Source organism: Anaerobacillus sp. ABR4_321 (assembly GCF_056158505.1).
The window spans coordinates 3,264,773-3,289,072 of sequence record NZ_JBSWTK010000001.1 but is presented as its reverse complement, the minus strand read 5'-3'; the positions used below and the strand labels follow the sequence as shown (position 1 = coordinate 3,289,072).

The 24,300-nt window shown below is 41.9% G+C and carries 24 protein-coding genes; 20 read left to right on the top strand and 4 right to left on the bottom strand.

Annotated features, from left to right (window positions below):
- Nucleotides 1–34: 34 nt before the first annotated feature.
- The 3 genes from treC to ACXADT_RS17115 all read left to right on the top strand — a co-directional run bounded on the left by treC (nt 35) and on the right by ACXADT_RS17115 (nt 3,034).
- Complete coding sequence (gene treC, locus ACXADT_RS17125; protein WP_474832028.1) at nt 35–1,714, top strand: alpha,alpha-phosphotrehalase; 1,680 nt, start codon at nt 35–37, stop codon at nt 1,712–1,714.
- Nucleotides 1,715–1,725: 11 nt separating this feature from the next.
- On the top strand, nt 1,726–2,442 hold the full coding sequence (treR, locus tag ACXADT_RS17120) for a trehalose operon repressor (RefSeq protein WP_270181469.1): 717 nt from the start codon (nt 1,726–1,728) through the stop codon (nt 2,440–2,442).
- 100 nt (nt 2,443–2,542) lie between these two features.
- Nucleotides 2,543–3,034 (top strand): GNAT family N-acetyltransferase, encoded by a 492-nt coding sequence (locus ACXADT_RS17115; protein ID WP_474832026.1) that lies wholly within the window; start codon nt 2,543–2,545, stop codon nt 3,032–3,034.
- A 33-nt stretch (nt 3,035–3,067) separates the two neighbouring features.
- Here ACXADT_RS17115 and ACXADT_RS17110 read toward each other — a convergent pair whose 3' ends face one another.
- Nucleotides 3,068–3,199: a hypothetical protein gene (locus ACXADT_RS17110; RefSeq protein WP_270181471.1), complete on the bottom strand. Its 132-nt coding sequence runs from the start codon at nt 3,197–3,199 to the stop codon at nt 3,068–3,070.
- 138 nt (nt 3,200–3,337) lie between these two features.
- Here ACXADT_RS17110 and ACXADT_RS17105 point away from each other — a divergent pair, with 138 nt between their 5' ends.
- Together ACXADT_RS17105 and ACXADT_RS17100 are read left to right on the top strand one after the other, a co-directional pair.
- A complete protein-coding gene (locus tag ACXADT_RS17105) occupies nt 3,338–3,922 on the top strand; it encodes a kinase (protein WP_474834569.1) in 585 nt (194 codons plus the stop codon).
- Between the two features lie 254 nt (nt 3,923–4,176).
- Nucleotides 4,177–4,371: a hypothetical protein gene (locus tag ACXADT_RS17100; protein WP_270181473.1), complete on the top strand. Its 195-nt coding sequence runs from the start codon at nt 4,177–4,179 to the stop codon at nt 4,369–4,371.
- A 21-nt stretch (nt 4,372–4,392) separates the two neighbouring features.
- Here ACXADT_RS17100 and ACXADT_RS17095 read toward each other — a convergent pair whose 3' ends face one another.
- Complete coding sequence (locus ACXADT_RS17095) at nt 4,393–5,031, bottom strand: LysE family translocator (protein WP_270181474.1); 639 nt, start codon at nt 5,029–5,031, stop codon at nt 4,393–4,395.
- A 170-nt stretch (nt 5,032–5,201) separates the two neighbouring features.
- On the opposite strand from ACXADT_RS17095, the gene ACXADT_RS17090 reads away from it, so the two are divergent.
- From ACXADT_RS17090 to ACXADT_RS17040, 11 genes are all read left to right on the top strand, one after another.
- Nucleotides 5,202–8,438 (top strand): DEAD/DEAH box helicase, encoded by a 3,237-nt coding sequence (locus ACXADT_RS17090; RefSeq protein WP_474832025.1) that lies wholly within the window; start codon nt 5,202–5,204, stop codon nt 8,436–8,438.
- A 104-nt stretch (nt 8,439–8,542) separates the two neighbouring features.
- The gene (locus ACXADT_RS17085) at nt 8,543–8,827 is read left to right on the top strand and encodes an HNH endonuclease (protein ID WP_474812568.1); all 285 of its coding nucleotides are present in this window, start codon (nt 8,543–8,545) and stop codon (nt 8,825–8,827) included.
- 174 nt (nt 8,828–9,001) lie between these two features.
- On the top strand, nt 9,002–10,561 hold the full coding sequence (locus ACXADT_RS17080) for a glycine betaine uptake BCCT transporter (RefSeq protein ID WP_270181477.1): 1,560 nt from the start codon (nt 9,002–9,004) through the stop codon (nt 10,559–10,561).
- A gap of 140 nt (nt 10,562–10,701) precedes the next feature.
- On the top strand, nt 10,702–11,412 hold the full coding sequence (locus tag ACXADT_RS17075; protein WP_474812564.1) for an NAD-dependent deacylase: 711 nt from the start codon (nt 10,702–10,704) through the stop codon (nt 11,410–11,412).
- A gap of 142 nt (nt 11,413–11,554) precedes the next feature.
- Nucleotides 11,555–12,151 carry an LOG family protein gene (locus tag ACXADT_RS17070; protein WP_270181479.1) on the top strand — a complete coding sequence of 199 codons (597 nt, stop codon included), beginning with the start codon at nt 11,555–11,557 and terminating at the stop codon, nt 12,149–12,151.
- A gap of 233 nt (nt 12,152–12,384) precedes the next feature.
- The gene (locus tag ACXADT_RS17065; RefSeq protein WP_474832023.1) at nt 12,385–13,944 is read left to right on the top strand and encodes a fatty acid--CoA ligase; all 1,560 of its coding nucleotides are present in this window, start codon (nt 12,385–12,387) and stop codon (nt 13,942–13,944) included.
- Between the two features lie 158 nt (nt 13,945–14,102).
- A complete protein-coding gene (locus ACXADT_RS17060; protein WP_474832022.1) occupies nt 14,103–15,344 on the top strand; it encodes a DHH family phosphoesterase in 1,242 nt (413 codons plus the stop codon).
- Nucleotides 15,345–15,621: 277 nt separating this feature from the next.
- A complete protein-coding gene (gene yknW / locus ACXADT_RS17055) occupies nt 15,622–16,296 on the top strand; it encodes a YknW family membrane protein (RefSeq protein WP_474832020.1) in 675 nt (224 codons plus the stop codon).
- 4 nt (nt 16,297–16,300) lie between these two features.
- Nucleotides 16,301–17,419, top strand: a complete 1,119-nt coding sequence (locus tag ACXADT_RS17050) for an efflux RND transporter periplasmic adaptor subunit (protein ID WP_474832019.1) — start codon at nt 16,301–16,303, stop codon at nt 17,417–17,419.
- Entirely contained in the window at nt 17,416–18,105 is a 690-nt protein-coding gene (locus tag ACXADT_RS17045) for an ABC transporter ATP-binding protein (protein ID WP_270181484.1), read from the top strand. Before ACXADT_RS17050 ends, ACXADT_RS17045 begins: the two co-directional genes overlap by 4 nt.
- Nucleotides 18,102–19,289 carry an ABC transporter permease gene (locus ACXADT_RS17040; protein ID WP_270181485.1) on the top strand — a complete coding sequence of 396 codons (1,188 nt, stop codon included), beginning with the start codon at nt 18,102–18,104 and terminating at the stop codon, nt 19,287–19,289. Before ACXADT_RS17045 ends, ACXADT_RS17040 begins: the two co-directional genes overlap by 4 nt.
- A gap of 308 nt (nt 19,290–19,597) precedes the next feature.
- Here ACXADT_RS17040 and recQ read toward each other — a convergent pair whose 3' ends face one another.
- On the bottom strand, nt 19,598–21,676 hold the full coding sequence (gene recQ, locus ACXADT_RS17035) for a DNA helicase RecQ (protein ID WP_474832017.1): 2,079 nt from the start codon (nt 21,674–21,676) through the stop codon (nt 19,598–19,600).
- Between the two features lie 147 nt (nt 21,677–21,823).
- Here recQ and ACXADT_RS17030 point away from each other — a divergent pair, with 147 nt between their 5' ends.
- The 4 genes from ACXADT_RS17030 to ACXADT_RS17015 all read left to right on the top strand — a co-directional run bounded on the left by ACXADT_RS17030 (nt 21,824) and on the right by ACXADT_RS17015 (nt 23,686).
- Complete coding sequence (locus tag ACXADT_RS17030; protein WP_474832016.1) at nt 21,824–22,519, top strand: DUF421 domain-containing protein; 696 nt, start codon at nt 21,824–21,826, stop codon at nt 22,517–22,519.
- Nucleotides 22,520–22,530: 11 nt separating this feature from the next.
- Complete coding sequence (fbpA, locus tag ACXADT_RS17025) at nt 22,531–22,710, top strand: Fur-regulated basic protein FbpA (protein WP_474832014.1); 180 nt, start codon at nt 22,531–22,533, stop codon at nt 22,708–22,710.
- Nucleotides 22,711–22,892: 182 nt separating this feature from the next.
- The gene (locus ACXADT_RS17020) at nt 22,893–23,084 is read left to right on the top strand and encodes an aspartyl-phosphate phosphatase Spo0E family protein (protein ID WP_270181488.1); all 192 of its coding nucleotides are present in this window, start codon (nt 22,893–22,895) and stop codon (nt 23,082–23,084) included.
- A gap of 359 nt (nt 23,085–23,443) precedes the next feature.
- Nucleotides 23,444–23,686: a type B 50S ribosomal protein L31 gene (locus tag ACXADT_RS17015; protein WP_270181489.1), complete on the top strand. Its 243-nt coding sequence runs from the start codon at nt 23,444–23,446 to the stop codon at nt 23,684–23,686.
- Nucleotides 23,687–23,720: 34 nt separating this feature from the next.
- Here the strand turns inward: ACXADT_RS17015 and ACXADT_RS17010 are convergent, their stop codons facing one another.
- The gene (locus ACXADT_RS17010) at nt 23,721–24,197 is read right to left on the bottom strand and encodes a sigma-70 family RNA polymerase sigma factor (protein WP_474832013.1); all 477 of its coding nucleotides are present in this window, start codon (nt 24,195–24,197) and stop codon (nt 23,721–23,723) included.
- Nucleotides 24,198–24,300: the final 103 nt, after the last annotated feature.

The following is a 24,300-nucleotide window of genomic DNA, read 5'->3' as shown; positions in this document are numbered from 1 at the left end:
AAATCATTGAAATTGAATTAGGGAGTTGAGTTTCGTGCAAGCATGGTGGAAAAAGTCAGTCGTGTATCAAATCTATCCAAAGAGTTTTAATGACACGACAGGAAATGGTACAGGAGATATCAACGGAATCATTGAGAAGTTAGACTATTTAAAAACACTAGGTGTGGACGTAGTGTGGTTAACGCCGATCTATGATTCCCCTCAAAATGATAATGGATATGATATCCGTGATTATTTCAGTATCTATGAAGAATATGGGACGATGGAAGACTTCGATCGTTTGCTTGAGGAAGCTCACGCACGTGACATTAAAATCATCATGGATATCGTTGTAAACCATACGTCGACAGAGCATCAGTGGTTTGTTGAATCACGTAAATCAAAGGATAATCCATACCGTGATTATTATATTTGGAAAGATCCTGTGGACGGTGAGGAACCTACGAACTGGCAATCTAAATTTGGTGGCTCGGCATGGCAGTTTGATCAGGAAACAGGACAGTATTATCTTCATCTATTCGATGTGACACAGGCTGATTTGAACTGGGAAAATGAAAAAGTACGTGATGAAGTCTATAACATGATGACGTTCTGGTTTGAAAAAGGTGTTGATGGGTTCCGTCTCGACGTCATCAACCTTATTTCGAAAGATCAAGATTTTCCGAACGATGATGGATCCGTTGCCCCTGGAGATGGGCGTAAATTTTACACAGATGGACCTCGTGCTCATGAATTCATGAACGAAATGAATCGAGAAGTGTTTATGAAGTACAATCCGATGACAGTCGGTGAGATGTCGTCAACAACGATAGAGGATTGCATCAAGTATTCTAATCCTGAGCGTAATGAGCTAAGCATGACGTTTAACTTCCACCATTTGAAAGTGGATTATCCTAACGGTGAGAAGTGGTCGGTCGCAGACTTTGATTTCCTCAAATTAAAAAACATCCTGTCGACATGGCAAAAAGAGATGCATGAAGGAGGAGGCTGGAACGCGCTATTCTGGTGCAACCATGACCAGCCAAGAATCGTTTCCCGTTATGGGAACGATGGTGAGTACAGAAAAGAGTCAGCAAAAATGCTGGCTACGACGATGCACATGATGCAAGGAACGCCGTACATTTATCAAGGCGAAGAGATCGGAATGACCAATCCGAAGTTCGACGATATTTCTTCTTATCGTGACGTTGAATCGTTGAACATCTATTCCATTCTTCAGGAAAAAGGGTATAGTGAAGAAGAGATCCTTGAGATTTTACGACACAAGTCTAGAGATAATTCTCGTACGCCTGTACAATGGAACTCAGATTCTCAAGCAGGATTCACGACAGGTGAACCTTGGATACCGGTCGCAAAAAACTATAAGCAAATCAACGTAGAAGATACGCTTCAAGAAGAGAATTCGATCTTTGAACATTATCAGAAGCTGATCGAGCTACGTAAGACCGTTGAGGTTGTAACGGAAGGTAGCTATGAACTCATCTTAGCGAAAGATCCACAGATTTTCGCTTACGTACGTGAAACCGATCGAGAAAAGCTGCTCGTTATTAACAACTTTTATGAAACTGAAGCAACGGTTGAACTTCCTGATCATGTAGAGGTTGACGGGTTCGAACGCTTGCTTTCAAATTACTCCGAAGATCCACATGAGGAGATCGATGGTAAGGTGCTAAGACCATTTGAATCCGTCGTGTACTATGTCAAAAAGTCATAGGTGATGGTGGAATGAAACAAACGAAATATGCTCAGATTTATCAAGAGCTATCAGAGAAAATTCAAGATGGGACGTACAAACCGAACAGTAAACTACCTTCTGAACACGAACTAGCAGAAGCGTATGGAACATCTCGAGAAACGATTCGAAAGGCATTGAACCTCCTCTCACAAAATGGATTGATTCAAAAAATCAAAGCGAGAGGTTCCGTTGTAATCGATGTCAATCGATATGAGTTTCCTGTTTCGGGTCTCGTCAGTTTTAAAGAAGTATCTAAGCGAATGAGCAAAACGTCTAAAACAATCGTTCATTACCTGGAAAAAGAACAGCCCACAGAATGGGTGAGAGAGCAACTTGGTCTTCGTAGTGGCGATTCTGTGTGGCATGTAGTCAGAGCAAGAGAAATAGACGGAGAAAAAATCATTTTGGATCGAGATTATTTTCCTGTACAATCCGTTCCCGAATTAACAAAACAGATCTGTGAGAACTCGATCTATGATTATTTGGAAAACGACCTTGGATTATCGATCAGCTATGCGAAGAAAGAAATCGTTGTTGAGGATGCACACGAAGATGACAGGCGCTATCTAGATTTAAAACATTATGAGCACGTCGTTGTCGTGCGGAACTATGTGTATTTAAACGACACGACTTTAATCGAGTATACCGAATCTCGTCACAGGCTAGATAAATTTCGGTTCGTTGATTTTGCAAGAAGAGAGAAATGACATGTTGGCAGCATACACCTCGTATGCTGCTTTTTTTATTAGAAGAAGGTTTTTCGATATGTTAAATAGAATGAGTATGGTGCGAAAGGAGAGAGAAGTGATGACAAAGCAGGCTACGGATCAACTAAAACTAGCAAGAACACAAGGATTTCACCTTGAAGCACTACGGAAATTCACTCTTTCAGATGATCAGATGAGGTACACTTCTCTGCCGATGCCAGCATTTGAAACGTGTATGAAAGATCCTGAACGGCATCCAGTCGTCATTTTATCAGGAGAGAGAGTCGTTGGTTTTTTCGTATTACATAGTGGTGAAGGTGCGAAGGAATACACTTCAAACAAAAACGCTATGCTGTTAAGAGCGCTCAGTATCGATCAGAAGGAACAGGGAAAAGGGTATGGAAAACATGCCATGTTTCTTGTTAAAGACTATGTAAAATCTAATTTCCCTGAAATTGATGAAGTGGTGTTAGCCGTTAATGTGAAAAACGGGGTGGCTCGATCGATCTACCTTGAACAAGGATATGTGGATTTAGGTAAAAAGAAAGAAGGCAGATCAGGGCCTATGTCCATTCTTCATTTGTTTCTATAAAATCCCCAACGTCTTTCCGTTGGGGTTTCTTATTTATGAAGACTTTTTAAGTGAAGTCTCTATTTCTTTTAAGTAAGCAGCAAATTCTTCTTTCGTAGTGGATGAATTCATCGCTTCTTCCACCAGAGGTAGCCAGTCTTCTGGCAGCGTTTTGGTTTTATGCATTCGTTCAATCCCCCTAAACTGTTCTTTTTATCGAATGTACTATCAGTTTATCCATTGCCTTGTTGGAAAGCAATAGAATTTGTGAAAAATGTTGAAAATTAGCAAAATTTCTGAGGTGAGTGAAGCGTGAAGGAAGTAATGAACGATATTTTATCAAAGTTTCCAAAACAAAACAGGGTGGTAGTAGGCATCGATGGATTGAGTCGATCAGGGAAAACGACTTTTGTGAATAACATGCGTGAGAGGGTTACTGAACGAGAAGTCATCGTGATCCACATCGATGACTTTATCGTGTCAAGGAGTAAACGATATGGAACAGACTATGAGGAATGGTACGAATATTACTATCTCCAATGGGATGTTTCCTACTTACGAGATCACTTGTTTGATAAGGTTAAACAGACTTCTGTATTAACCCTTCAGCGTTTTGATGAAAGGAACGATACCCACATCTCTTACGTTCAACAGATTCCAGAGAATGCGCTTGTCCTTATTGAAGGAGTCTTCATTCAGCGGGAAGAGTGGAGAGAATATCTCGATTACGTTATTTATCTTGAATGTTCTCGTAGAGCGAGGTTTGAAAGAGAGAGTGAGGAAACGAAAAAGAACCTTAAAAAGTTTCATGATCGTTATTGGAAAGCTGAAGACTACTATTTTGAAAAAGTAGACCCCGTGCTCCATGCAGACTTCGTTTTAGACAATGGAACAAGCCCCTCTAAGTAGAGGGGCTTTTCAAGGGACTTGCTTGTGGTACGGCCGGCCATCTGACAGCATCTTCATTATAATGAAAGATAATGACCGACTGTATAAAAAAGTGTTGTCATAAATCCGGAATCAAATACGTTAAAAAAATAATTAAATTTTGTGCTCATGTTGTAAGGCTGAAAAATGCCCGGGGATTTTGTAAGAAAATCGATAAATTCCTTGTTCCATCATATCTCCAATCCAATGTATGATAAAGAAGAGGGGGGAAAGATATGATACAGGTAGCAACTGGTTTAATCATATTTTTTATCGTGTTAATTTTGATCGGTACGCTTATGGTAGCAGGAAAAAGTGATAGTGGGTACGATAAGAAAGCGAAAAACACGAGCATTACGATTTTTTCTATTTATGTTGTAGTGAGTATATTAGCTGTTGCAGGAATCGCAATTTATGTGTACATGATTTAAGAGCGGCTAAAGCTGCTCTTTTTATTTTGAAGCTACAAATAGCATTTCTGCAGCGAGGTAACCAAATCGAAGACCGAAGAAGAGTAAGACAAGGCTTGCAACAACGCTTATTCCTCTTAGCGTTGCTGGTTTCATAAGTGTCTTGCCAAAATGGACGGTCAACGACATATTCAAGTTCCAAAGACCGATCCCGACGAAAACGAGTGTGGAAAGAAAGAATGCTTCCCATTTGTCAGGGCGCTGCAAGGATTGACTGAGAACTGAACCGTAAATCCCAAGCCAAAATAGAAGGTTCATCGGATTGAAGGCAGCGATCATGAAGCCTGTTGCATATGAGTTGAAAAGTCCCGACTTATCTTTGTCTCTCGCCTCGTCAATACTGACAGAAGACAAGCACCCCTGAAGTCCAGATAATGTAAGAATCACACACCCGAGTACGAGTAAAGCTATTTGTACATAAGATATTTTCACAAAAGCAGCGATTCCAAAGTACATCAAACACATCAGGATGAGATCTGCACTCATCCCGCCTCCGCCTACGAGAAGGGAAGACCAGAATCCTTTATGTATTCCTTGCTTCATGATCTCAATATTAATAGGACCGATCGGTGCTGCAATCGATAAACCAAGAATGATATGACCTACCACAGTTTCTAGCATCGATAGCATTCTCCTTTTTGGCATGTCTCTAATTAAATACATGTCCCAAAGTAGAAAAATAGAAGTGATGCATGAAAAAATATCTGAAGAAGCGGTTAAGATTTTGTGGAATGCATAGAAGATTGTATAATGAAGGGTACTACTACGCTGAGAATTGAAGTGATATCGAGATGAACCAATACTCAATGTTTTCGAAGAGTGAAATAAAAGAACGGTTTCCGGTGAGCTTCTATCAAAGAGGTCTCACTTACTATCAGGACGGTCGCGTGCATGTCCTGAACTATGATACAGAGAAAAAGTCGTATACGGCACACGTACATGGAACGGATGATTATGAAGTTGTTATCGAGCTTTTGAGCGATAACTGGTTCGGCTCGTGCGAATGTGCCGCATTCGATACGTATGGAACGTGTAAGCATATCGCCGCTGTCCTAATCGCGATCAGCGACTCTCATCCACCGGATCAAGAAGAGAAGAAAGAAAAAAGCACTGCGCCACCCAAGAACTACGATGAAACAGATCAGTTGATCCGAGCTTTGAGCGATTATGATGTGGATTTGTCTGATATCCCTTCATCCAAAAAGGATCGCCTGCAGGTGGAGTTTACGATTAAAGGAACCTCCTATCCATCGCTTAGACGATCGAGGGGAGATGCCCCGTGGACGATCGAGATGAAAGTAGGGGTCGATCGCTTATATATCGTGAAGGACATTAGGGCATTTCTAGATGCTGTGCTAGCTGAAGAATCGTTATATTTTACTAAGAAATTTAGTTATGAGCCACATGAACAAGAATTCGATGAGCGGGATTACCCCTTTATTGAATTGTTGCTAGCTGTTAGAAGTAACGAGAAAGTGTATTTAAGCATTCCGGATAACTGGGGAAGGTTTACAGATAACAGAGAGTTGATCTTGCCTCCTTTGACGGCGAATGAGTTTTTAGAAGAGCTTTATAGACAGGACCGTTCGCTACGTTTTGAATTTAATCGTGAATTATTTGAAGGCGTTACGCTCTTTAAAGATAAGCATCCTTTCGACTTTGCTGTTGAGCAAGTAGAGTCTGACTATGTTTTACACTTGAATGGGTTTGAAGAAGCTGCTGTATTTGGAACATACGGATGGGTGTTTCACGATGAATCGCTTTACAAAGTGAGCCAAAGGCAGCAGAAACTTCTAAGAGAGTTAGCTCCCTTTCGAAATTCAGCTGCAAGTTCTGTATCGATTTCTGGTGACCAGATCGAACCATTCCTATCTCAGGTCGTCCCGCGTTTAAAGAAACTAGGGGACGTCACCTTATCAGAAGATATTTCAGAGAAGATCGAAAGTCCAGCGCTTCGAGCGAAGGTCTATGTGAATGCAGAGGGTGAGCGTCTTCTCGTTAACGTTACGTATAAATATGGGGAAGATCGAATCGATCCGTTCGACAGCGCTTCGCGTATTGAGAACAAGGATGGAGGAATAATCTTAAGAGATAGTGAAAAAGAACAGCAGATCATGGCGCTAATCGAGCAAGCATCTTTAAAATTCAATGGCCGAGAACTGTACGTAGACGATGAAGCATTAATCTTTGATTTCTTATATTGGACGCTTCCTCGGCTGGATGAACTTGCAGAAGTGCTTTTAACAGATTCTGCAAAGAAATGGTTACTTGATGAAGAGTCTGTTCCGGTCACATCCGTCGACGTAGATAGAACAGGAACCTGGCTCGACGTTAGTTTTGATATGAAAGGCATCGATGAGGGCGAAATCTCGAATGTGCTGAAAGCGATGATCGAAAGGAAACGGTATTATCGTCTTGAGAACGGTTCGTTCGTTTCGATCGAAGATGAAGATTTCCAGCACGTTGGAAAGCTCTTGGACGAATTGAACATTAAAGAAAGTGAAATCAGTCGAGGAGATCTCAAGCTTCCACTTTATCGAGGCTTGCAAATCGATGAAACGATGGGAAAAGAGAAGCGAAGCTCTCGTTATGGCAAAGCTTTTCGTGAACTGTTATCGAGACTGAAACATCCTGAAGACCTTCAGTTCAGCTTGCCAGAAGGGCTGGATGCTGAATTGCGGTCCTATCAACTGACAGGCTTTCAGTGGTTGAAGGCGCTTGGATATTATCATTTAGGCGGTATTCTTGCTGACGATATGGGGCTAGGAAAAACGCTGCAAAGCATTTCCTATCTCCTTTCAGAGAAGGAAGAAAATCCGAATGCAAAAGCACTTGTTATCGCACCTGCTTCGCTCATCTATAACTGGAAGAAAGAATTTGAGAAATTCGCACCTGGCATGGAAGTAGCTGTCAATGCCGGCGCACCTCCTGAACGGAGAGAATTGTTGTCTCAATCGGAGCCAGATGTGTGGATTACATCTTACCCAACGCTCAGGCAGGATATTTCTCATTATGAAGCGATGGAGTTTGATTCAGTGATTCTAGATGAAGCGCAGGCGATTAAGAATCCTGCTACAAAAACGTCCCAAGCCGTTAGGCAGTTGAGAGCAAGAAAAAGGTTTGCGCTCAGTGGTACGCCGATCGAAAATTCACTAGATGAACTGTGGGCATTGTTCCATTCGATCATGCCGGGATTTTTTCAAGACTTAAGTTCTTTTAAAAAGCTACCGCATGAACAAATATCTAGAATGGTTCGCCCATTCATCTTGAGACGTGTGAAGCAGGATGTATTGAAAGAACTGCCGGACAAAATCGAGACTGTTCAAGTTTCTGAATTAACAAAGCAGCAAAAAGAACTTTATCTCGGTTACTTGCACCGAATTCAGGAGGAAACAAAGGAGAGTCTCAGAGGAGAAGGCTTCCAACGCAACCGAATGAAGATTCTTGCAGGACTGACAAGACTGCGTCAACTATGCTGTCACCCGTCATTGTTTCTTGAAAATTATGATGGGTACTCAGGTAAGCTAGAACAGCTTATGGATATCGTAGCAACGTCTATTCAAAACAAACAGAGGATACTGATCTTCTCTCAATTTGCAAGCATGCTGCGCATCATTCAGGATCATCTTACGGCCGCGGGACACGAAGTGTTTTATTTAGATGGTCAAACACCATCTAAAGAGCGAGTTGAGATGACAGAACGATTTAACGACGGTGAAAAAGAAATCTTTCTTATTTCATTAAAAGCTGGAGGAACTGGACTCAACTTAACGGGTGCCGACACTGTTATCTTATATGACCTATGGTGGAACCCAGCCGTTGAAGAGCAGGCAGCTGGAAGAGCACATCGAATCGGTCAGAAGAAAGTTGTTCAAGTTCTGAGATTGATCACGCAAGGAACGATCGAGGAGAAAATATATGAGCTCCAGCAAAAGAAGAAAGAGTTGATTCAAAAAGTCATACAGCCTGGTGAAACGATGATTTCAAGCCTTTCTGAGGAAGAAATTAAAGAGATTTTAAGTATATAGCGCAAGAAGCCTTCCGAAACATCGGAAGGCTTTTTTCTTTTGATTAAGTGGTATACGTAATAACAAAGAACAAATAATAACGAAGAGTTGAGGGGTGGTTAGGAATGGAATGCGAACTGTGCGGGCGAAAAGGAGTATCTAGTACGGTTCATCATTTAACACCAAAAGAAGAGGGAGGGACCTTTGGACCAACTGCAAATTTATGTCCTGCATGTCACAAGCAAATTCATGCGTTATACACGAATCAAGAGTTAGCAATTAGACTCAATACGATAAAAAAGTTAAAAGAGGACGACCAAATTCGACGGTTTTTAAAGTGGATAAAAAAACAACCACCTACAAAACGAGTCAAAGTGTCGAAATCGAACGAAAAAAATAGAAAAAAATAGTCCCGCTATAGGTCGCATGTTATTAGGGTTTTTAGTAAATAGTGGGTAAAAGAGATCGCCTTAACTTGAAATTCGGTGTTTCGACCTATTTTGTAGTGGTATAGATAGATAGAGGTAAAAACGTACTAAATTCTGTTTTAAAACAGAAAATTAAATGAAGTTGAGGTGACAACTGTGACAGGAAAAATTTCATCAGTGTTTTGGAGTACGCTGGTTATCAGTTTAATGATGGTCGTGTGGGGATCGATTTCTCCTGGCAGTCTCGAGTCCATTTCGGCCAGTGCCCAAACGTTTATTTCGAATAAGTTTGGTTGGTATTACTTAATATTAGTAACGCTTCTCGTTATTTTTTGTGTATTTATCATTTTTACACCGTACGGTAAGATCAAGCTTGGTAAACCGGATGAAAAGCCGGAATTTACAACACTAAGTTGGTTTGCCATGCTGTTCAGTGCTGGTATGGGGATTGGACTTGTTTTCTGGGGAGCAGCAGAACCGATCTATCATTATGCTGTGAATGCTCCAACAGCTGAAACAGGAACACCAGCAGCAGTAAAGGAATCCATGCAGTATGTGTACTTCCACTGGGGAGTGCATGCTTGGGCAATCTATGCGATCGTTGCACTCGTGCTCGCTTATTTTAAATTTAGACATGATAAGCCAGGGTTGATCAGTGCGACACTTTACCCGATCTTTGGTGATCGCGTGAACGGTCTGCTTGGTAAAGTAATCGATACGTTAGCTGTCTTTGCTACGATCGTTGGGGTAGCAACTACACTTGGTTTTGGTGCAGTACAAATCAACGGTGGACTTTCTTACTTAACAGGCGTTCCTAACAATTTTACCTCTCAATTGATTATTATTGCTGTCGTAACTGTGCTATTCATGATTTCAGCATGGACAGGCATCAGTAAAGGAATCAAGTACTTAAGTAATGCGAACATTGGTCTTGCTGGATTTTTATTCCTCGCAATGTTCATCCTTGGACCAACGATTTACATTTTGAACATGTTTACAGATACGATCGGATCGTACTTAACAAACATTTTAGCGATGAGTTTCCGCATTGCTCCGCTAAACCCTGAGAATAGAGAGTGGATCAACAACTGGACCATCTTCTACTGGGCATGGTGGATTTCGTGGTCTCCGTTCGTTGGAATCTTCATCGCGCGTGTTTCTCGCGGAAGATCCATCAGAGAATTTCTTGTTGGAGTATTGTTAGTTCCATCTATCGTAGGGTTCCTTTGGTTCTCAACTTTTGGTGTTTCTGCGATCAACCTTCAGCAAAATGGAACAGCAGATATCGCGTCACTTGCGACAGAAGAAGCGTTATTCGGAACGTTTCAGAACTATCCGTTTGGTGTAGTACTTTCCATCATCGCGATTACATTGATCGGAACATTCTTCGTAACGTCTGCAGACTCTGCAACATTTGTTCTTGGAATGCAGACAACGTATGGGTCACTAAATCCTGGTACTAGTGTAAAGCTCACATGGGGAATAACACAGTCAGCTATGGCAGCCGTGTTGCTTTATAGTGGCGGGTTACAGGCACTGCAGAATGTACTCATCCTCGCTGCAATGCCGTTCTCAGTCATTATGATTCTCATGACCGTCTCCTTCTATAAGGCGATAACGAAAGAGAAGCATCTTGTTGCCAAAAGTCCTAAACCTAAAAAGGATAAGAAGCGAGATCAAAAGGTTTCAGAAGACCCATCTCCTGCAAAATCGTAACATTTGACAAAACAATGAGGCACAATCGCCTCATTGTTTTTTTTATTACAAAGAAATAACAAAATATGGGGAAAAAGGTTTGAACAATCGAAAATATGTGAATGGTTAATTATTCGTACTTCTAAGGCAGGTGAATGATAATGCTTGCAAAATGGTTTTATGAAGCGAAACATACTGTTGTGCTGACAGGTGCTGGGATGAGCACTGAGAGTGGCTTAGCTGATTTTAGATCGGCACTCGATGGCATGTGGAATGAGTATGATCCATTGCTTTTTGCTAGTCGGGATGCCATGACATATGAACGCGATCTGTTCGTCCGTTTTTATAAAAATCGAATTGAAAAATTACAATCTGCAATGCCTCATGAAGGGTATTACTATTTGTCAGAATGGGAGAAAAGCGGTCATATTAGCTCGATACTAACTCAAAATGTTGATGGTTTTCACAAAAAAGCTGGTAGTAAAAACGTCGCAGAAATGCACGGCACATTATGTGAAGTGTATTGTGACGATTGTGGTGAATCGTTCGAAAACGCTCATTTCTTAAACGATGACAATATTTGCGAATGTGGGGGATTTAAACGACCGGGAGTGGTGTTGTTCGGAGAGCCGTTGCCTATGAGCGCGATCCACTTAGCGAAGCAAGAAACAAGAAAAGCGGATCTTTTCATCGTGCTAGGTTCATCTTTAAGTGTTTCACCAGCAAACTTGTTTCCGGTAGAAGCGAAGCGCCATGGTGCCAGAGTGATCATCGTTAACGATGAAGAAACAAAATATGATACGATGGCTGATCTCGTCATCAATCGGAAAATCAAAGATGTATTAACAGAGCTAGCAGAAGAAAAAGGGTGATGGGGAGACTGCCAACGTTGGCAGTCTCTTCTTTTGGATTATTAGGCATCACTTTTTTGTGAGTATTTCCTCTATTTTTCTTTCATATAAAATAGTACGATTACGATATAGTTGGGAAGATCTTACGAAAGGGGCGCTGTGAATGACGAACTTAAATCGTATTACTGTATTTTGTGGTTCTAGTGAGAATGTAGACAGGCTCTACTATGAGGCTGTCGAAAAACTTGGAGAGCAACTAGCACGCCAAGGAATCGAAGTTATTTATGGCGGTGGAAACGTAGGGCTGATGGGTGCATTAGCTCGTACGGTGATTAAACACGGTGGGAAAGTAACTGGCATCATTCCTAGAAAAATCTATGATAACGTTGCACACATAGAGTTATCGGAACTGATCATCGTAGAAACGATGCATGAACGGAAAGCAAAAATGTACGATCACGGTGATGCGTTCCTAGCACTGCCCGGTGGAATCGGTACATTAGAAGAGCTAACAGAAATATTCACTTGGTACCAGCTCGAATACCATAACAAGCCGATCGCGTTGTTAAATACAAAAAATTACTACGCACCTTATCATTCCATGCTAGAACACATGGTAAGCGAAGGCTTCCTAGCGAAACAATATATGGAACCTCTCCTTTCACACGAAGACCCCGTTCAATTACTAGAGATGATCAAGCATCATCACGTACCTAAGATGAACAAATGGAGTCAAGACGACCTGACCGATCGAATATAACTAATGAGACTGTCGATTCACGACAGTCTTTTTAATTTGTTGATGCGGTCTCAGGGAAAATCCTCTCTATTCTGTCATGGGTCTCAAAAGTCTTTTTGACAGTCTTAGGCTCCATTTATATCAGAATTTTCAGATATAAGAAGGATTTTTAGCAAAGAAAACGGAACTATACACAGTGGACACATACATACGAGACCAATCATCGTCACACTATTCAAATGAGGAGGATGTACATGTACGTAACGATCGGTTCTCTATTTATGCAAACGGTAAGAAAGTTCGGTCCTAAGGAAGCTCTTGTCGATAAGACAAAGGGGATACGGTGGACATATGAGCAATGGAATGTCGAAGTAAATCGAGTGTCGAATGCGCTTTTGGATGCAGGTGTAAAAAAGGGTGACCGTGTTTCTACACTGCTGTTTAACAATACTGAGCTCGCTTGTCTGTTTTTCGCTTGTGCTAAGATCGGTGCCGTTCTTAACCCGATCAACTTTAGGTTGAAGCCAAATGAAGTCGCTTACATTTTGAAAGACGCTGAGCCTTCCGTAGTTGTTTATGAAAAGATGCTCGAACCTGTCATAACAGCTGTGCAAGAGAATTTTCCTAATGTCTCGTTCTGGTTAACAGAAGGAGAGCCACAAGCGTTTTCTGAAAGCTACGAAAAGCTTGTACGCCTTTCGTCTGTAGAAGAGCCAACGATCGAGGTAGATGAAAACGATACGTATGCCATCATGTATACGAGCGGAACGACAGGAAGACCTAAAGGAGTGCTTCATAAGCATAGAAGCATGGTGGAGCAAAGTTTAATATGTGGAGCTAGCTTACATGTGAAAGATCATGACATTGGACTTGTCGCTGCTCCGATGTTTCATTGTGCTGAACTTCATTGTAATTTCTTGCCTCGTGTACATTTTGGAGCGGTTAACGTCATCCTTCATCATTTCGAACCAAAGAAGGTGTTAGAAACAATTCAAGAAGAAAAAGTAAGCATCTTCTTTGGTGCACCTACGATGTGGAACATGATTCTTCAAGAAGACCTTGCTTTGTATGATATTAGCAGCCTTCGAATAGGGCTATATGGAGCTGCCCCAATGGCACCGGCGATGGTGAAGATTATTAAAGAACGGCTCGGTATCAATCTCCTTCAGGCTTATGGCATGACAGAGATGGGACCTGCAGTGACGTTCCTTGATCAGCATGAACAGTTATCTAAAGTTGGTTCAGCTGGGCGAGCCGCGATCAACCATGAGGTGCGAGTCGTGCACCCTTCTGAAGAAGGACCATCAGATCCAGAAGCCATTCTTCCGCCGGGAGAAGTGGGAGAAATCATCGTGAAGGGACCATGTATGATGATGGGCTACTTTAACCGTCCGGATGCGACAGAACAGGCCCTTTATAAAGGGTGGTACCACTCTGGAGACCTAGGTTATATGGACGCTGAAGGCTATCTATACGTCTCCGACCGAGTAGATGATATGGTGATTTCTGGTGGAGAGAACGTGTACCCAAGAGAGATCGAAGACGTTTTGCATGCCCATGATGGTGTCTTAGATGTAGCGGTGCTTGGGCAGCCAGATGAAAAGTGGGGCGAGGTCGTAACGGCGATCGTCGTGAAAAAAGACGCATCTATCACTGAAGAAGATCTTGATCGTCACTGTCAAGAAAGTCCTAACCTAGCGACTTATAAGAGACCAAGGAAATATATTTTTGTTGATGAACTACCGAGGAATGCAAGTGGGAAAATTCAAAAGTTCATGCTCCGTGAACGTTTTGAAACAAAAACTAACGCATGACCACCTGTTGTGTCATAAACCGTTCAGATGTATAATTTAACGGGTTGTCAGGTTGTCAGAAAAAGCGAGCTACCGTGCTCGCTTTTTTTTATGAGGTGGATTTTCGTAATGATTTTAAACACCAAGCACATACTAACGTGGAATAGGAGGAGTGGGCGATGATAAAACTTTTTACAGATAGTGACCTAGATGGATCAGCATGTGCACTCATTGCAGAACTTGCGTTTGAGAAAAGTGCTGACATTACACATTGTACATATCGAAACTTAAATGAACGCGTAGAATCTTTTCTAGAGAAAAACGATGAAAGTCCACTTTTTATTACAGACCTTTCTGTGAACGAAGAGATCGAACAACTGTTGGAGAAGCGTTTCCAAGAAGGCAAACATGTACAAATGATCGATCATCATGCGAGCGCAATGCATTTTAATGAGTACGAATGGGGATATGTAGAGCCTGGTGATGACAAAAAAACGTGCGCAGCTACATTGTTTTATCAATACTTAGTAGACCGTGAAAAGATTGAACGAAGTGAGGGATTAGAACATTTCCTAGAACTCGTACGTAAATATGATACGTGGGAATGGGAAGAAGACGATGATACGGATGCCAAACGCCTGAACGATTTGTTTTCGATATTAGGGAGAGAAACGTTCAAAGCAGAAATGATAAGACGTTTGACTCGTGATCCGGACTCATTCTCATTGAGCGAATCCGAAGAAATGATTCTCGATTTAGAAGAGCGAAAGATCAGTCGCTACATTCATAAGAAGAACTTTCAAATCGTACAAACGTTCATTGACGAATATTGCGTAGGAATGGTGCATGCTGAATCTTATCATTCTGAGTTAGGAAACGAACTGAACAAACGCCATCCTCATCTCGACCTCATCACGATCATCAACATTGGAAGCAAGCGTCTTGGTTTTCGAACGATTCATGATGAAGTGGATGTTTCGGAGTTTGCCGGTCGATTTGGAGGCGGTGGCCATCCAAAAGCTTCTGGATGCGAATTAACAGAAGAGACATTCGAAATCTTTATCGCAAAACCATTTCAATTAAAGCCGTTAAAAAGCGATGCTGATCGTAATCGTCTAAACCAAAGAGATGGTGAAAGTGGTTCATTCTATGAAAATCATGAAGGTGACATCATTTTTATTCGACAAGTCGATGAGACGTTTGAGGTAGTAAGACAAGGTGAAGTGGAAGACTGCACGTTCCATACGTTCGATGACGCAGAACGATACGTTAAGAGACAGTATAACGCTTGGTTAAGGTCAGATGAGCGTGTGGTGGAAGACCTTACAAGAGTGCTACCTCTTTCAAAAGAACAGCTCTTTGAACGCTATGATGAACTATTAACTGTACTAAATCATCAGAAGGAAGACGCTCTTAGTTGAGCGTCTTTTTTTATCATGGAACTGAACATCGATGCCATCATACGATGAAGGAATCATACCTAAAGGAGAGCATCTTATGAAAAGAGTTCTATCGCTCACACTATTGAGTGTTGCTGGATTTATCATCAACGCGGTCAGGAAGTATGAACGTGTTCTAAAAGATGCCGAATATGAGAAAGAGTGAAGGAAAATCAAAACATTTTTTTATAATTTTTGGGAACCTTTCAAAATCCTTGTGCGTATATACAGGTGAGTAAATTAGAAAGGTTGTGACGAGATGAACGAGAACTCAACAAATCCATCAATCCTAGGGATGATCTTTAGCCCAGGTGAACAATTTGAGAGGATCCGCGAAAAGCCAAAGGTATGGGTACCACTTCTGATCGTAGTGCTCGCTTCACTTTTTGCGGGCTGGTTGATGGTGATGAGTCCTGACTTTGAACAAGAAATGATGGCTGGTAACATGAACGGCGCAGAAGGTATGGAAGGCATGGAAGGCATGCTGACTTTCATTAAGATATCAACTGCGATTTCGATCGGTCTCTCCCCAATATTCGGTGTATTGATCGGAAGCTTTATTTACTGGTTGATTTCAAAAGCTACACCTTCTGAAGTGACATTCAAGCAGTTATTTTCCATGAACTTATTCATTACTTTTGTTGGTACGATCGGACTTTTATTGAACGGTGGTTTGATGGCATTACTAGGCGGATCCATCGATTCGATGTATACGAGTATCGGTAGTCTAGTAAATGCAGATGGAGCTGCAGGCGGCATCTTGAATGGTTTTGAAATCTTCGGAATCTGGACAACGATCCTAACGGCGATCGGTCTTAGAATTACAGCTGGATGGCCAAAAGCACTTGCATGGATCATTCCAATCATCTTCTTCTTGATCGGTATCGGTTTCGCAGCGATCGGTGCGATTATGAACAGCATGGCAGGTATGTAATCGAATGAAGAAGAAAGTATGGATTTCGATTTCTGTAGTAGCAGTATTAGCTCTGATAATAGGATTTAACGTATACAGAACGTCAGCTAGTAAATCAGCTGAGGTTGAAACAGGAACATTAGAAAGTGAAAACATCAATACGACGGTCATGACTCCTGGGACATTGACCCTCGCAAATGAAAGTCTTTTGTTTGAAGACCCATCGAAAGGTGAACTAACGACGGTCCATGTAGAAGAGGGAGACGCTGTTAAGAAGGGTGATAACGTATTAACGTACGAGAATCTTGATCTAAAGATGGAGAAAGAGCAGAACGATATTAACATCGAATCGCTCTACCTTCGCATTAATTCACTCGACAAACAAAAAACGAGATTACAAGAAAAAGAAGATGAACTAGCAGACGACGTAGGAAGAGAAGAAGCAGAAGAGACGATGGAAGCTGAGCTCGACCAAATACAAATGGATATTCGCATGGCAAATCTTGACCTTCGTCAAGCGTTGCTGCAGCGTGATCGTCTGAAAGAACGCATGTCTGAATTAACAGTGACGAGCGAAATCGATGGTGTCGTGATTGAAGTGAACGAAAGTAGCTCGCCAACGACTCAGGGTGAGAAGCCGCTCATTCGACTCGGGAGTATGAACGATCTTGTTGTAAAAGGCAAGCTTTCTGAATATGACACGTTGAGCGTGGATGATGGCCAGAGTGTAACACTTACGTCAGATGCGGTTCCAGATCAGGAATGGAAAGGAAAAGTTTCTGAAGTCGCTTATTTACCGGAAACCACTGCAACAGAGAGCGGATCTTCTGCTGTTCAGTTCCCTGTCACGGTTACGATCGATGATGGGCAAAAGCTTAACCTTAAACCGGGCTTTCAAATGATTGTAGAGATCGAAACTGAATCACATCAAGCGATGACGCTGCCGTTTAGTTCAGTCCTTCAGGACGGTGATGATCAGTATGTCTACGCTGTTGAAGGTGGAAAAGCTGTTCGAAAAGACATCAAAACAGGTTCTTCTACCGCTGAACGAATCGAAGTAACAAGCGGTGTTACGAAGGATGATCAGGTTGTCATCGACCCTCCTGGTAAACTTAAGGATGGGATGGATGTGAGTGTTAAATGATCCAACTAGAAAAAATCGTCAAAAGCTACGCGCTAGGTAAAGAAACGGTCGAAGTATTAAAAGGGATTTCCGTTGATATTGAGAAAGGTGAGTTCGTTGCGATCATGGGGCCGTCTGGTTCAGGAAAATCAACGTTGATGAATATCATCGGCTGCCTAGACCGTCCGACGGCAGGATCCTATTATTTAGAAGGAGAAGATGTTTCGAAACACTCAGATCCTGAACTTGCGAAGGTCCGTAATAAATCGATCGGATTCGTTTTTCAGCAGTTTCAGCTTCTGCCTAGGTTGACCGCTTTAAAGAATGTTGAACTTCCAATGGTCTATGCAGGGGCTTCGAAGAAAGAGCGAGAAGAACGTGCTAGTGATTCATTGACACGCGTCGGCCTTAGAGATCGAATGGGGCATCTTCCAAACGAGTTATCCGGTGGGCAGAAGCAGCGTGTCGCGATTGCAAGAGCGCTTGTTAATGATCCATCTCTCATTCTTGCGGATGAGCCTACAGGTGCCCTCGATACGGCTACGAGTGTCGCGATCATGGAACTTTTCGTTGAACTGAACAAGGAAGGTACAACGATCATCGTCGTAACACATGAACCAGAAGTAGCGGCGTATGCGAATCGTGTGATTTACGTTCGAGATGGTTTGCTCGGAAAACAGCCTACGACTGGAGGTTTCCCTTCATGAGTCTCTTAGAAAATATTAAGATGGCTCTGATGTCCGTTAAGGCTCACAAAATGCGATCGATTTTGACGATGCTCGGCATCATCATCGGTGTAGCCGCTGTCATCGTCGTCGTTGCGATCGGTCAGGGTGGCGAAGCGATGCTAAAGTCTCAAATTGCTGGAGATGGAAATACGATCGAAGTCTTTTATCAGCCATCAGAAGAAGAGATGCAGCGTGGCGACTGGGAGCAGAACCCATTTACTAACGATGATATCAGAGAGCTTGAAAAGATTGAAAAAGTAACGAAGGTCGTAGCATCGACTTCAGAATACTCCACTGTTCGGCTCCGAGAAGAATCGACCGATACATCGATCATCGGCATCAACCAGGCGTACATGGACGTCAACAAGCTTGATATTGCAGAAGGTCGTGGGTTTACTTCCGCTGATTTCCTTGGCGGGAGAAGAGTGACGGTAGTTAGTGCTGCCATGAAGGAAGAGCTTTTTGAAGGAAAATCACCAATCGGAGAAATCATTCGAGTAGGCGTTCAGCCCGTCGAAATCATCGGTGTACTTGAAAAGCCTACTGGGTTGTTTGCATTTGGATCTGTCGACACGTATCTCCCATGGTCTGCAATGCGGAACATGTTTGGAACGAATAATTATAGTCAGGTAACGTTACAAGTAGGAGATACAGATGACCTTAAGCCGACAGGAGAGCAGGCGACAGAAGTTTTGAATCGCTTGCATGATACTGAGGATTCCTATCAAGTGATGAACATGGAGGAAATCGCTGCAGGTATCGGTCAGGTCACGACGATCATGACGACGATCATCGGTAGTATTGCAGGTATCTCGCTGCTCGTTGGAGGAATCGGAGTCATGAATATCATGCTCGTTTCCGTTACGGAGCGAACAAGAGAAATCGGAATAAGAAAATCACTCGGCGCAACGAGACAGCAGATTCTGCTTCAGTTTCTCGTGGAGTCGATCATCTTGACGTTGATCGGTGGCACGATCGGCATCTTGCTTGGTGCAGGTACGGCATATCTCGTATCGTTTTTTGCGAACTGGCCATCACTCATCTCCTGGCAAGTTGTCGTAGGAGCCCTCGTGTTCTCGATGCTGATCGGTATCGTCTTTGGCATCTTACCAGCAAACAAAGCGTCACGACTCGATCCAATCGATTCGTTGCGTTATGAATAAAGGTAATGAAAGAGGAAGAGCGATTTGCTCTTCCTTTTTTTTGCTGTGTTTCAGATGTGATTATATATATAGCAAAGGAAGAGCACCCCTGCTCTTCCTCAGAGTGTAGAGAAAGTCTCCAATGTAGATGAAAGTAGATGATTATTTCCATTCTAATTATGTTGATGGATAGTGAATATCCGCCTGTTAAACCATTGGACGTTCGTCCGCGGAAAGCATGCGATCGTCATCGACTACGGTATCGGGAGCACCGAATAATGAAATAGGTTCTCGACAAGCTGAGGAAGAGCAAATCGCTCTTCCTCTTTTTATTTCGTTACTTTTCTCTTTTTCGTCAATACAGCTTTAATTTGCGTATAGGTAATTTCTTCTGGCAGTGCTTCTTTCAATGGCTTGAGTTTCTCTACTCCAATTCGATCTACTTCATTCAAGATGAGCTCTTCCGTTTCAGGAGCTACTAATCGATCGATTTCCAACAATCCTTCTTCGATTGCTTTTAAAAGGTGACCTTCGACGGTTGATTCACTTAGTCCTCTTGAAGCAGCGATCATCGGAATCTCTTCTCCATCTTGAAACAGTTCGAACGTTGCGAGATGGCTAGGCTTTTCATCTTGATGACGAGAAGAGAGAGAGTCTAATAGGTCAAGAAATGCTTTTCCGTATTTTTCATACTTCATTTCTCCAACACCTTTGACCTTCAGCATCTCGTCACGTGATGTAGGGAGCACCTCGGATAATTCTCTTAACGTACTATCAGCAAAAACGACATACGGTGGAACGCCGTCTCGGTCAGCAATTTGCTTCCGGAGCGTTCTGAGTTTTTCAAACAGCTCATCGTTTCCTTCGATCGCTTGAGGCGTTCTCGATACTTTCTTATGGATAGCCGTTTGTCCTTTAAGCACGGGCAAGGTTTTCTCTTGGAGAATGAGTGTAGGGTATTTACTATCTGTTAACGTGATGAATTGCTCAGCCGTGAGAAAATCAATCATATCGATGATGTCCTGTTGCGTTCGACGTGCTAGGAGACCGAACGTTGTAACTTGATCAAGCTGAAGTTCTTTTATTCGTTTTGATCTAGAGCCTTTTAGAATCTGTGCGATGATGGTTTTCCCGAACCGTTCGTTCACTCGCTTGATCGTAGAGAAGATCATTTGTGCTTCTTTCGTAATATCGACAGCTTCTCGCTCGTCAACACAGTTGCTGCATTTTCCACAGCGATAGTTCGGACGTTCATCACCGAAATAGTGTAAGATCGCGCCTTGCAGACATTTTTCAGTATGGCAGTAATCCACCATCGCTTTTAATTTTGCAAGATCCGCTGACTTTCTTACAGCGTCATGCTGGTTTTCTTGAATGAGGAATTTCTGAATATGAATGTCTCCTGGTGAAAATAAAAGAAAACAGTCACTTTCCTCCCCATCTCTTCCCGCACGGCCCGCTTCTTGATAATAAGACTCCATGTTCTTAGGAAGGTTATGGTGAATGACAAATCGCACGTTGGATTTATCAATTCCCATACCAAAGGCGTTCGTAGCAACCATTACCACAATATCATCGAATAAAAATGCTTCTTGAGCGGCCTTTCGCTCGGTTTCTGATAATCCAGCGTGATATTTGCCAACCTTTATTCCAAGCTTCTCAAGTGAGGAATGCAGCTGATCTGCTTCCTTTCGAGTGGCCGTGTAGATGATGCCCGATTGAGAAGCATTTTGTTTCAAGTACGAGGTAATGAAGCTTTTTTTCTTTTCTCCTTTTACAACGGAAAAATGTAGATTTTCTCTCTCGAAACCCGAGATAAACGTCTGTTCTTCCTCGATGTTAAGGATGCGCTGAATGTCATGAACGACTTCTGGAGTAGCGGTCGCAGTTAACGCGATAATCGGCGGGCGTTCAGAGAAAGCGTCCATCATGTGGCTGATCTTCATATAGCTAGGGCGGAAATCATGTCCCCATTGAGAGATACAGTGGGCTTCATCAACCGCGATCAAGGAAACCGACGTTCGTTTCAATAACTGTTGGAAAGAAGGTGCTTCTAATCGTTCAGGTGCGATATAAAGAAGTTTTACCTCACCGTATTCTGCTTCTTGCATTGTCGCTCGTATTTCTGTTTCTGTTAATGAACTGTTTATATAAGCAGCATCGATACCATATCCAGATAGGGCATCTACCTGGTCTTTCATCAAAGAAATCAACGGTGAAATCACAATCGTTAACCCATCGTTCATAAGAGCTGGGATTTGATAACAGATCGATTTACCTCCACCAGTTGGCATGATTCCTAGGGTATTTTGCTTTGTAAGAATACTTTTGATGATGTTCGTTTGACCGGATCGGAACTCATCATATCCAAAATAATGTTTCAGCTGACTTTTTGCTTGATCGAGCATGGTATCTTCCTTTCTGTCAGAACGGACAACTTTAATCTTATCGTACACCACGGTAGCTGTACAGGACACATAAATTCCAATTCAGTTATGCAAACTAGTAGAAAATGTTAATGAGATGTTTCAAGTTGAAAAAAAGGGGAAAATGAGATGAGTGATTGGTTAGAAATCGTTGGAAGGTCATTTTTTACGCTGATCGTCTTATTTTTATTAACAAAATTTCTTGGTAAAAAGCAGCTCTCAAAACTGTCTTATTTTGAATACATCGTCGGTATCATTATCGGTGATATCGCAGGTACGTTGACAATGAGTAAAGAAGCGAACCTGTTCAATGGACTAACGAGTCTGTTTATTTGGGCAGGAGCATCAGTTGTGATCAGTATCATCTCGCTAAAAAACAAAAAGTTTCGAGATATCGTTGAAGGGAAAGCAACTGTGTTCATCAAGGATGGAAAGATTCTTGAGAAGAACTTAAGGAAGGAGCGCATCTCTACAGATGAACTATTAGAGATGTTACGTAAGAAAGATGTTTTTTCAGCAAGTGAAGTTGAGTTTGCATTACTAGAAGCAGACGGTGAGCTCAGCATCCTCTTGAAACGGGACTACCGTCCGGTACGACCGTCAGAATTATGGCTACACCTTCCTGAAGAAAAGGAGCCGAAGTCATTGATCATGGACGGAGACGTCATGACAGAAGTGCTTGCTAATATTGGAAAATCGGAAGGATGGTTACATGCAAAACTTAAAGAGAAAGAAGTCAGCATAGAAGAGGTCTATTTAGCGCAATTGCACTCTGATGGAAGGCTGACACTTGATTATTTTGATGATGCTAAACCTGATACCTAGTAGTTGGAGGAATGTACGTGGCAAAGGTTACACGCTCGAAAGATGAGCTTATCTCCCTTTTATTAGAAAAGGGAATATACAAGATAAAGCATAAGCAATTATACGAATGTTCTACTACAGAATTATTTTATTACTACTTGTCGCTTACTAAAGAAACGCTTCAGGTATTAAATTCTAAAGTTAGTTCCTAACAGCTTCTCATTTAGAAGCTGTTTTTTATTTCAAAAATATGGTCGTAAATTGGAAGTTTGTGCGAATGAATGTATAGAGATTAAACACAGCAGGAGTTTTTGTCTAGTTTTGGCGAAAGGGTTCACAAGTCGAGTGAAAATTTGGATAATAGAGTTTGTACAAATTGAAGGAGGGACCTGGATTGTTGTATGTTGACTATGATGCTAGGGAAGTTTTGCTTGATTGGATAAAACGTAAACAGGAGGAAATGATTGAGATCGGGGTAAAAAAAGGAATATCGCATGAGGAAACGTTACAGTGTAGTCAAGAGTTAGATAGTTTGTTAACGTCTTATCAAAGATTTCAGTTTCAACAGAAAGAAGCAGTTCGATAGATATCGGTTCTTCTATTCATCAAGACGCGTTATACACAATCACTTCTACTTCTAGAGCTACGTCGCTCAACAACCTCCACGATAAGCTTATCATAACTATTCCATTGAATCTCTATCGATTTTTTCATACGGTTTTTATTAGAAGGTGTCGTCCGTATACACGAGTTGATAAGATCGTTACATACCATAAAATAAATTTTTATTAAAAATCTGTGATTCAATGTTTGAACAAATTGCTCAAAGATTATATACTAGGAAGGACGGGTTTTGAACTCATCGTATGTTGAAGTCAAAATCTCTTAAGTTATACCCTTCATTTAAACGTAAATGATGATTCGATCGATAAAGGAGGTCTACTAATGAAGCAAGGAATTCATCCTGAATACCAAAAAGTTGTTTTTCTAGATGTAAGTAGCGGATTTAAGTTTCTAACTGGTTCTACTCAAGGATCAAACGAAACAATCGAGTGGGAAGACGGTAACGAATATCCACTAATCAAAGTTGATATCAGTTCTGAGTCTCACCCGTTCTACACTGGTCAGCAGCGCTTTAACGATGCTGGTGGTCGTGTTGAGAAGTTTAAGAAGAAATACAACCGCTAAGCATGAAAACACCCCGTTCCCACGGGGTGTTTTTTTACTTTAGTGCTTTCCTCAGTTTCATGATCGCACGCTTTCGCCACGATTTTACCGCTTCAACCGTCACGCCTTCTTTCATTGCAATGTCGCTAACGGAAAGTTCTTCGACAAGTGACAGTTCGATCCACTTCCGCTGATTCGACGTTAATAAAGTAAGGTAGTGGGACAATTCATACTCAGAGCGAACAGAAGCTTCGGCAGAAGGAAACTCAGTGATATCATCAGAACTAACGAATCGGGTAGATCGCGTTGCTTCTCTTCTTATCTCATCGATCAATTCCCCTCGTATTTTTACATAAGCAAATGATGAAAAACTGCCTTTTGATGCGTCATACCTAGTAGCGCACTCCCATAAAGCGATCATAGCCATCTGTTCATAGTACGCATAGTTTTTCGTAAGACGCAGTTTAGCAATCTGACTTTTTATGAGAGGCGTGTATTGCGTAACGAGCACTTCGAATTCATGATCTTCCACCTATACTTCTCCAGTGAGGGTGCACCCTTTTCAAATTCCGTCGGTAAGGCAACTTTAGTGTATTTCAGTTTGATCTTCACCTTAGTAAACAGAATGTTTGATC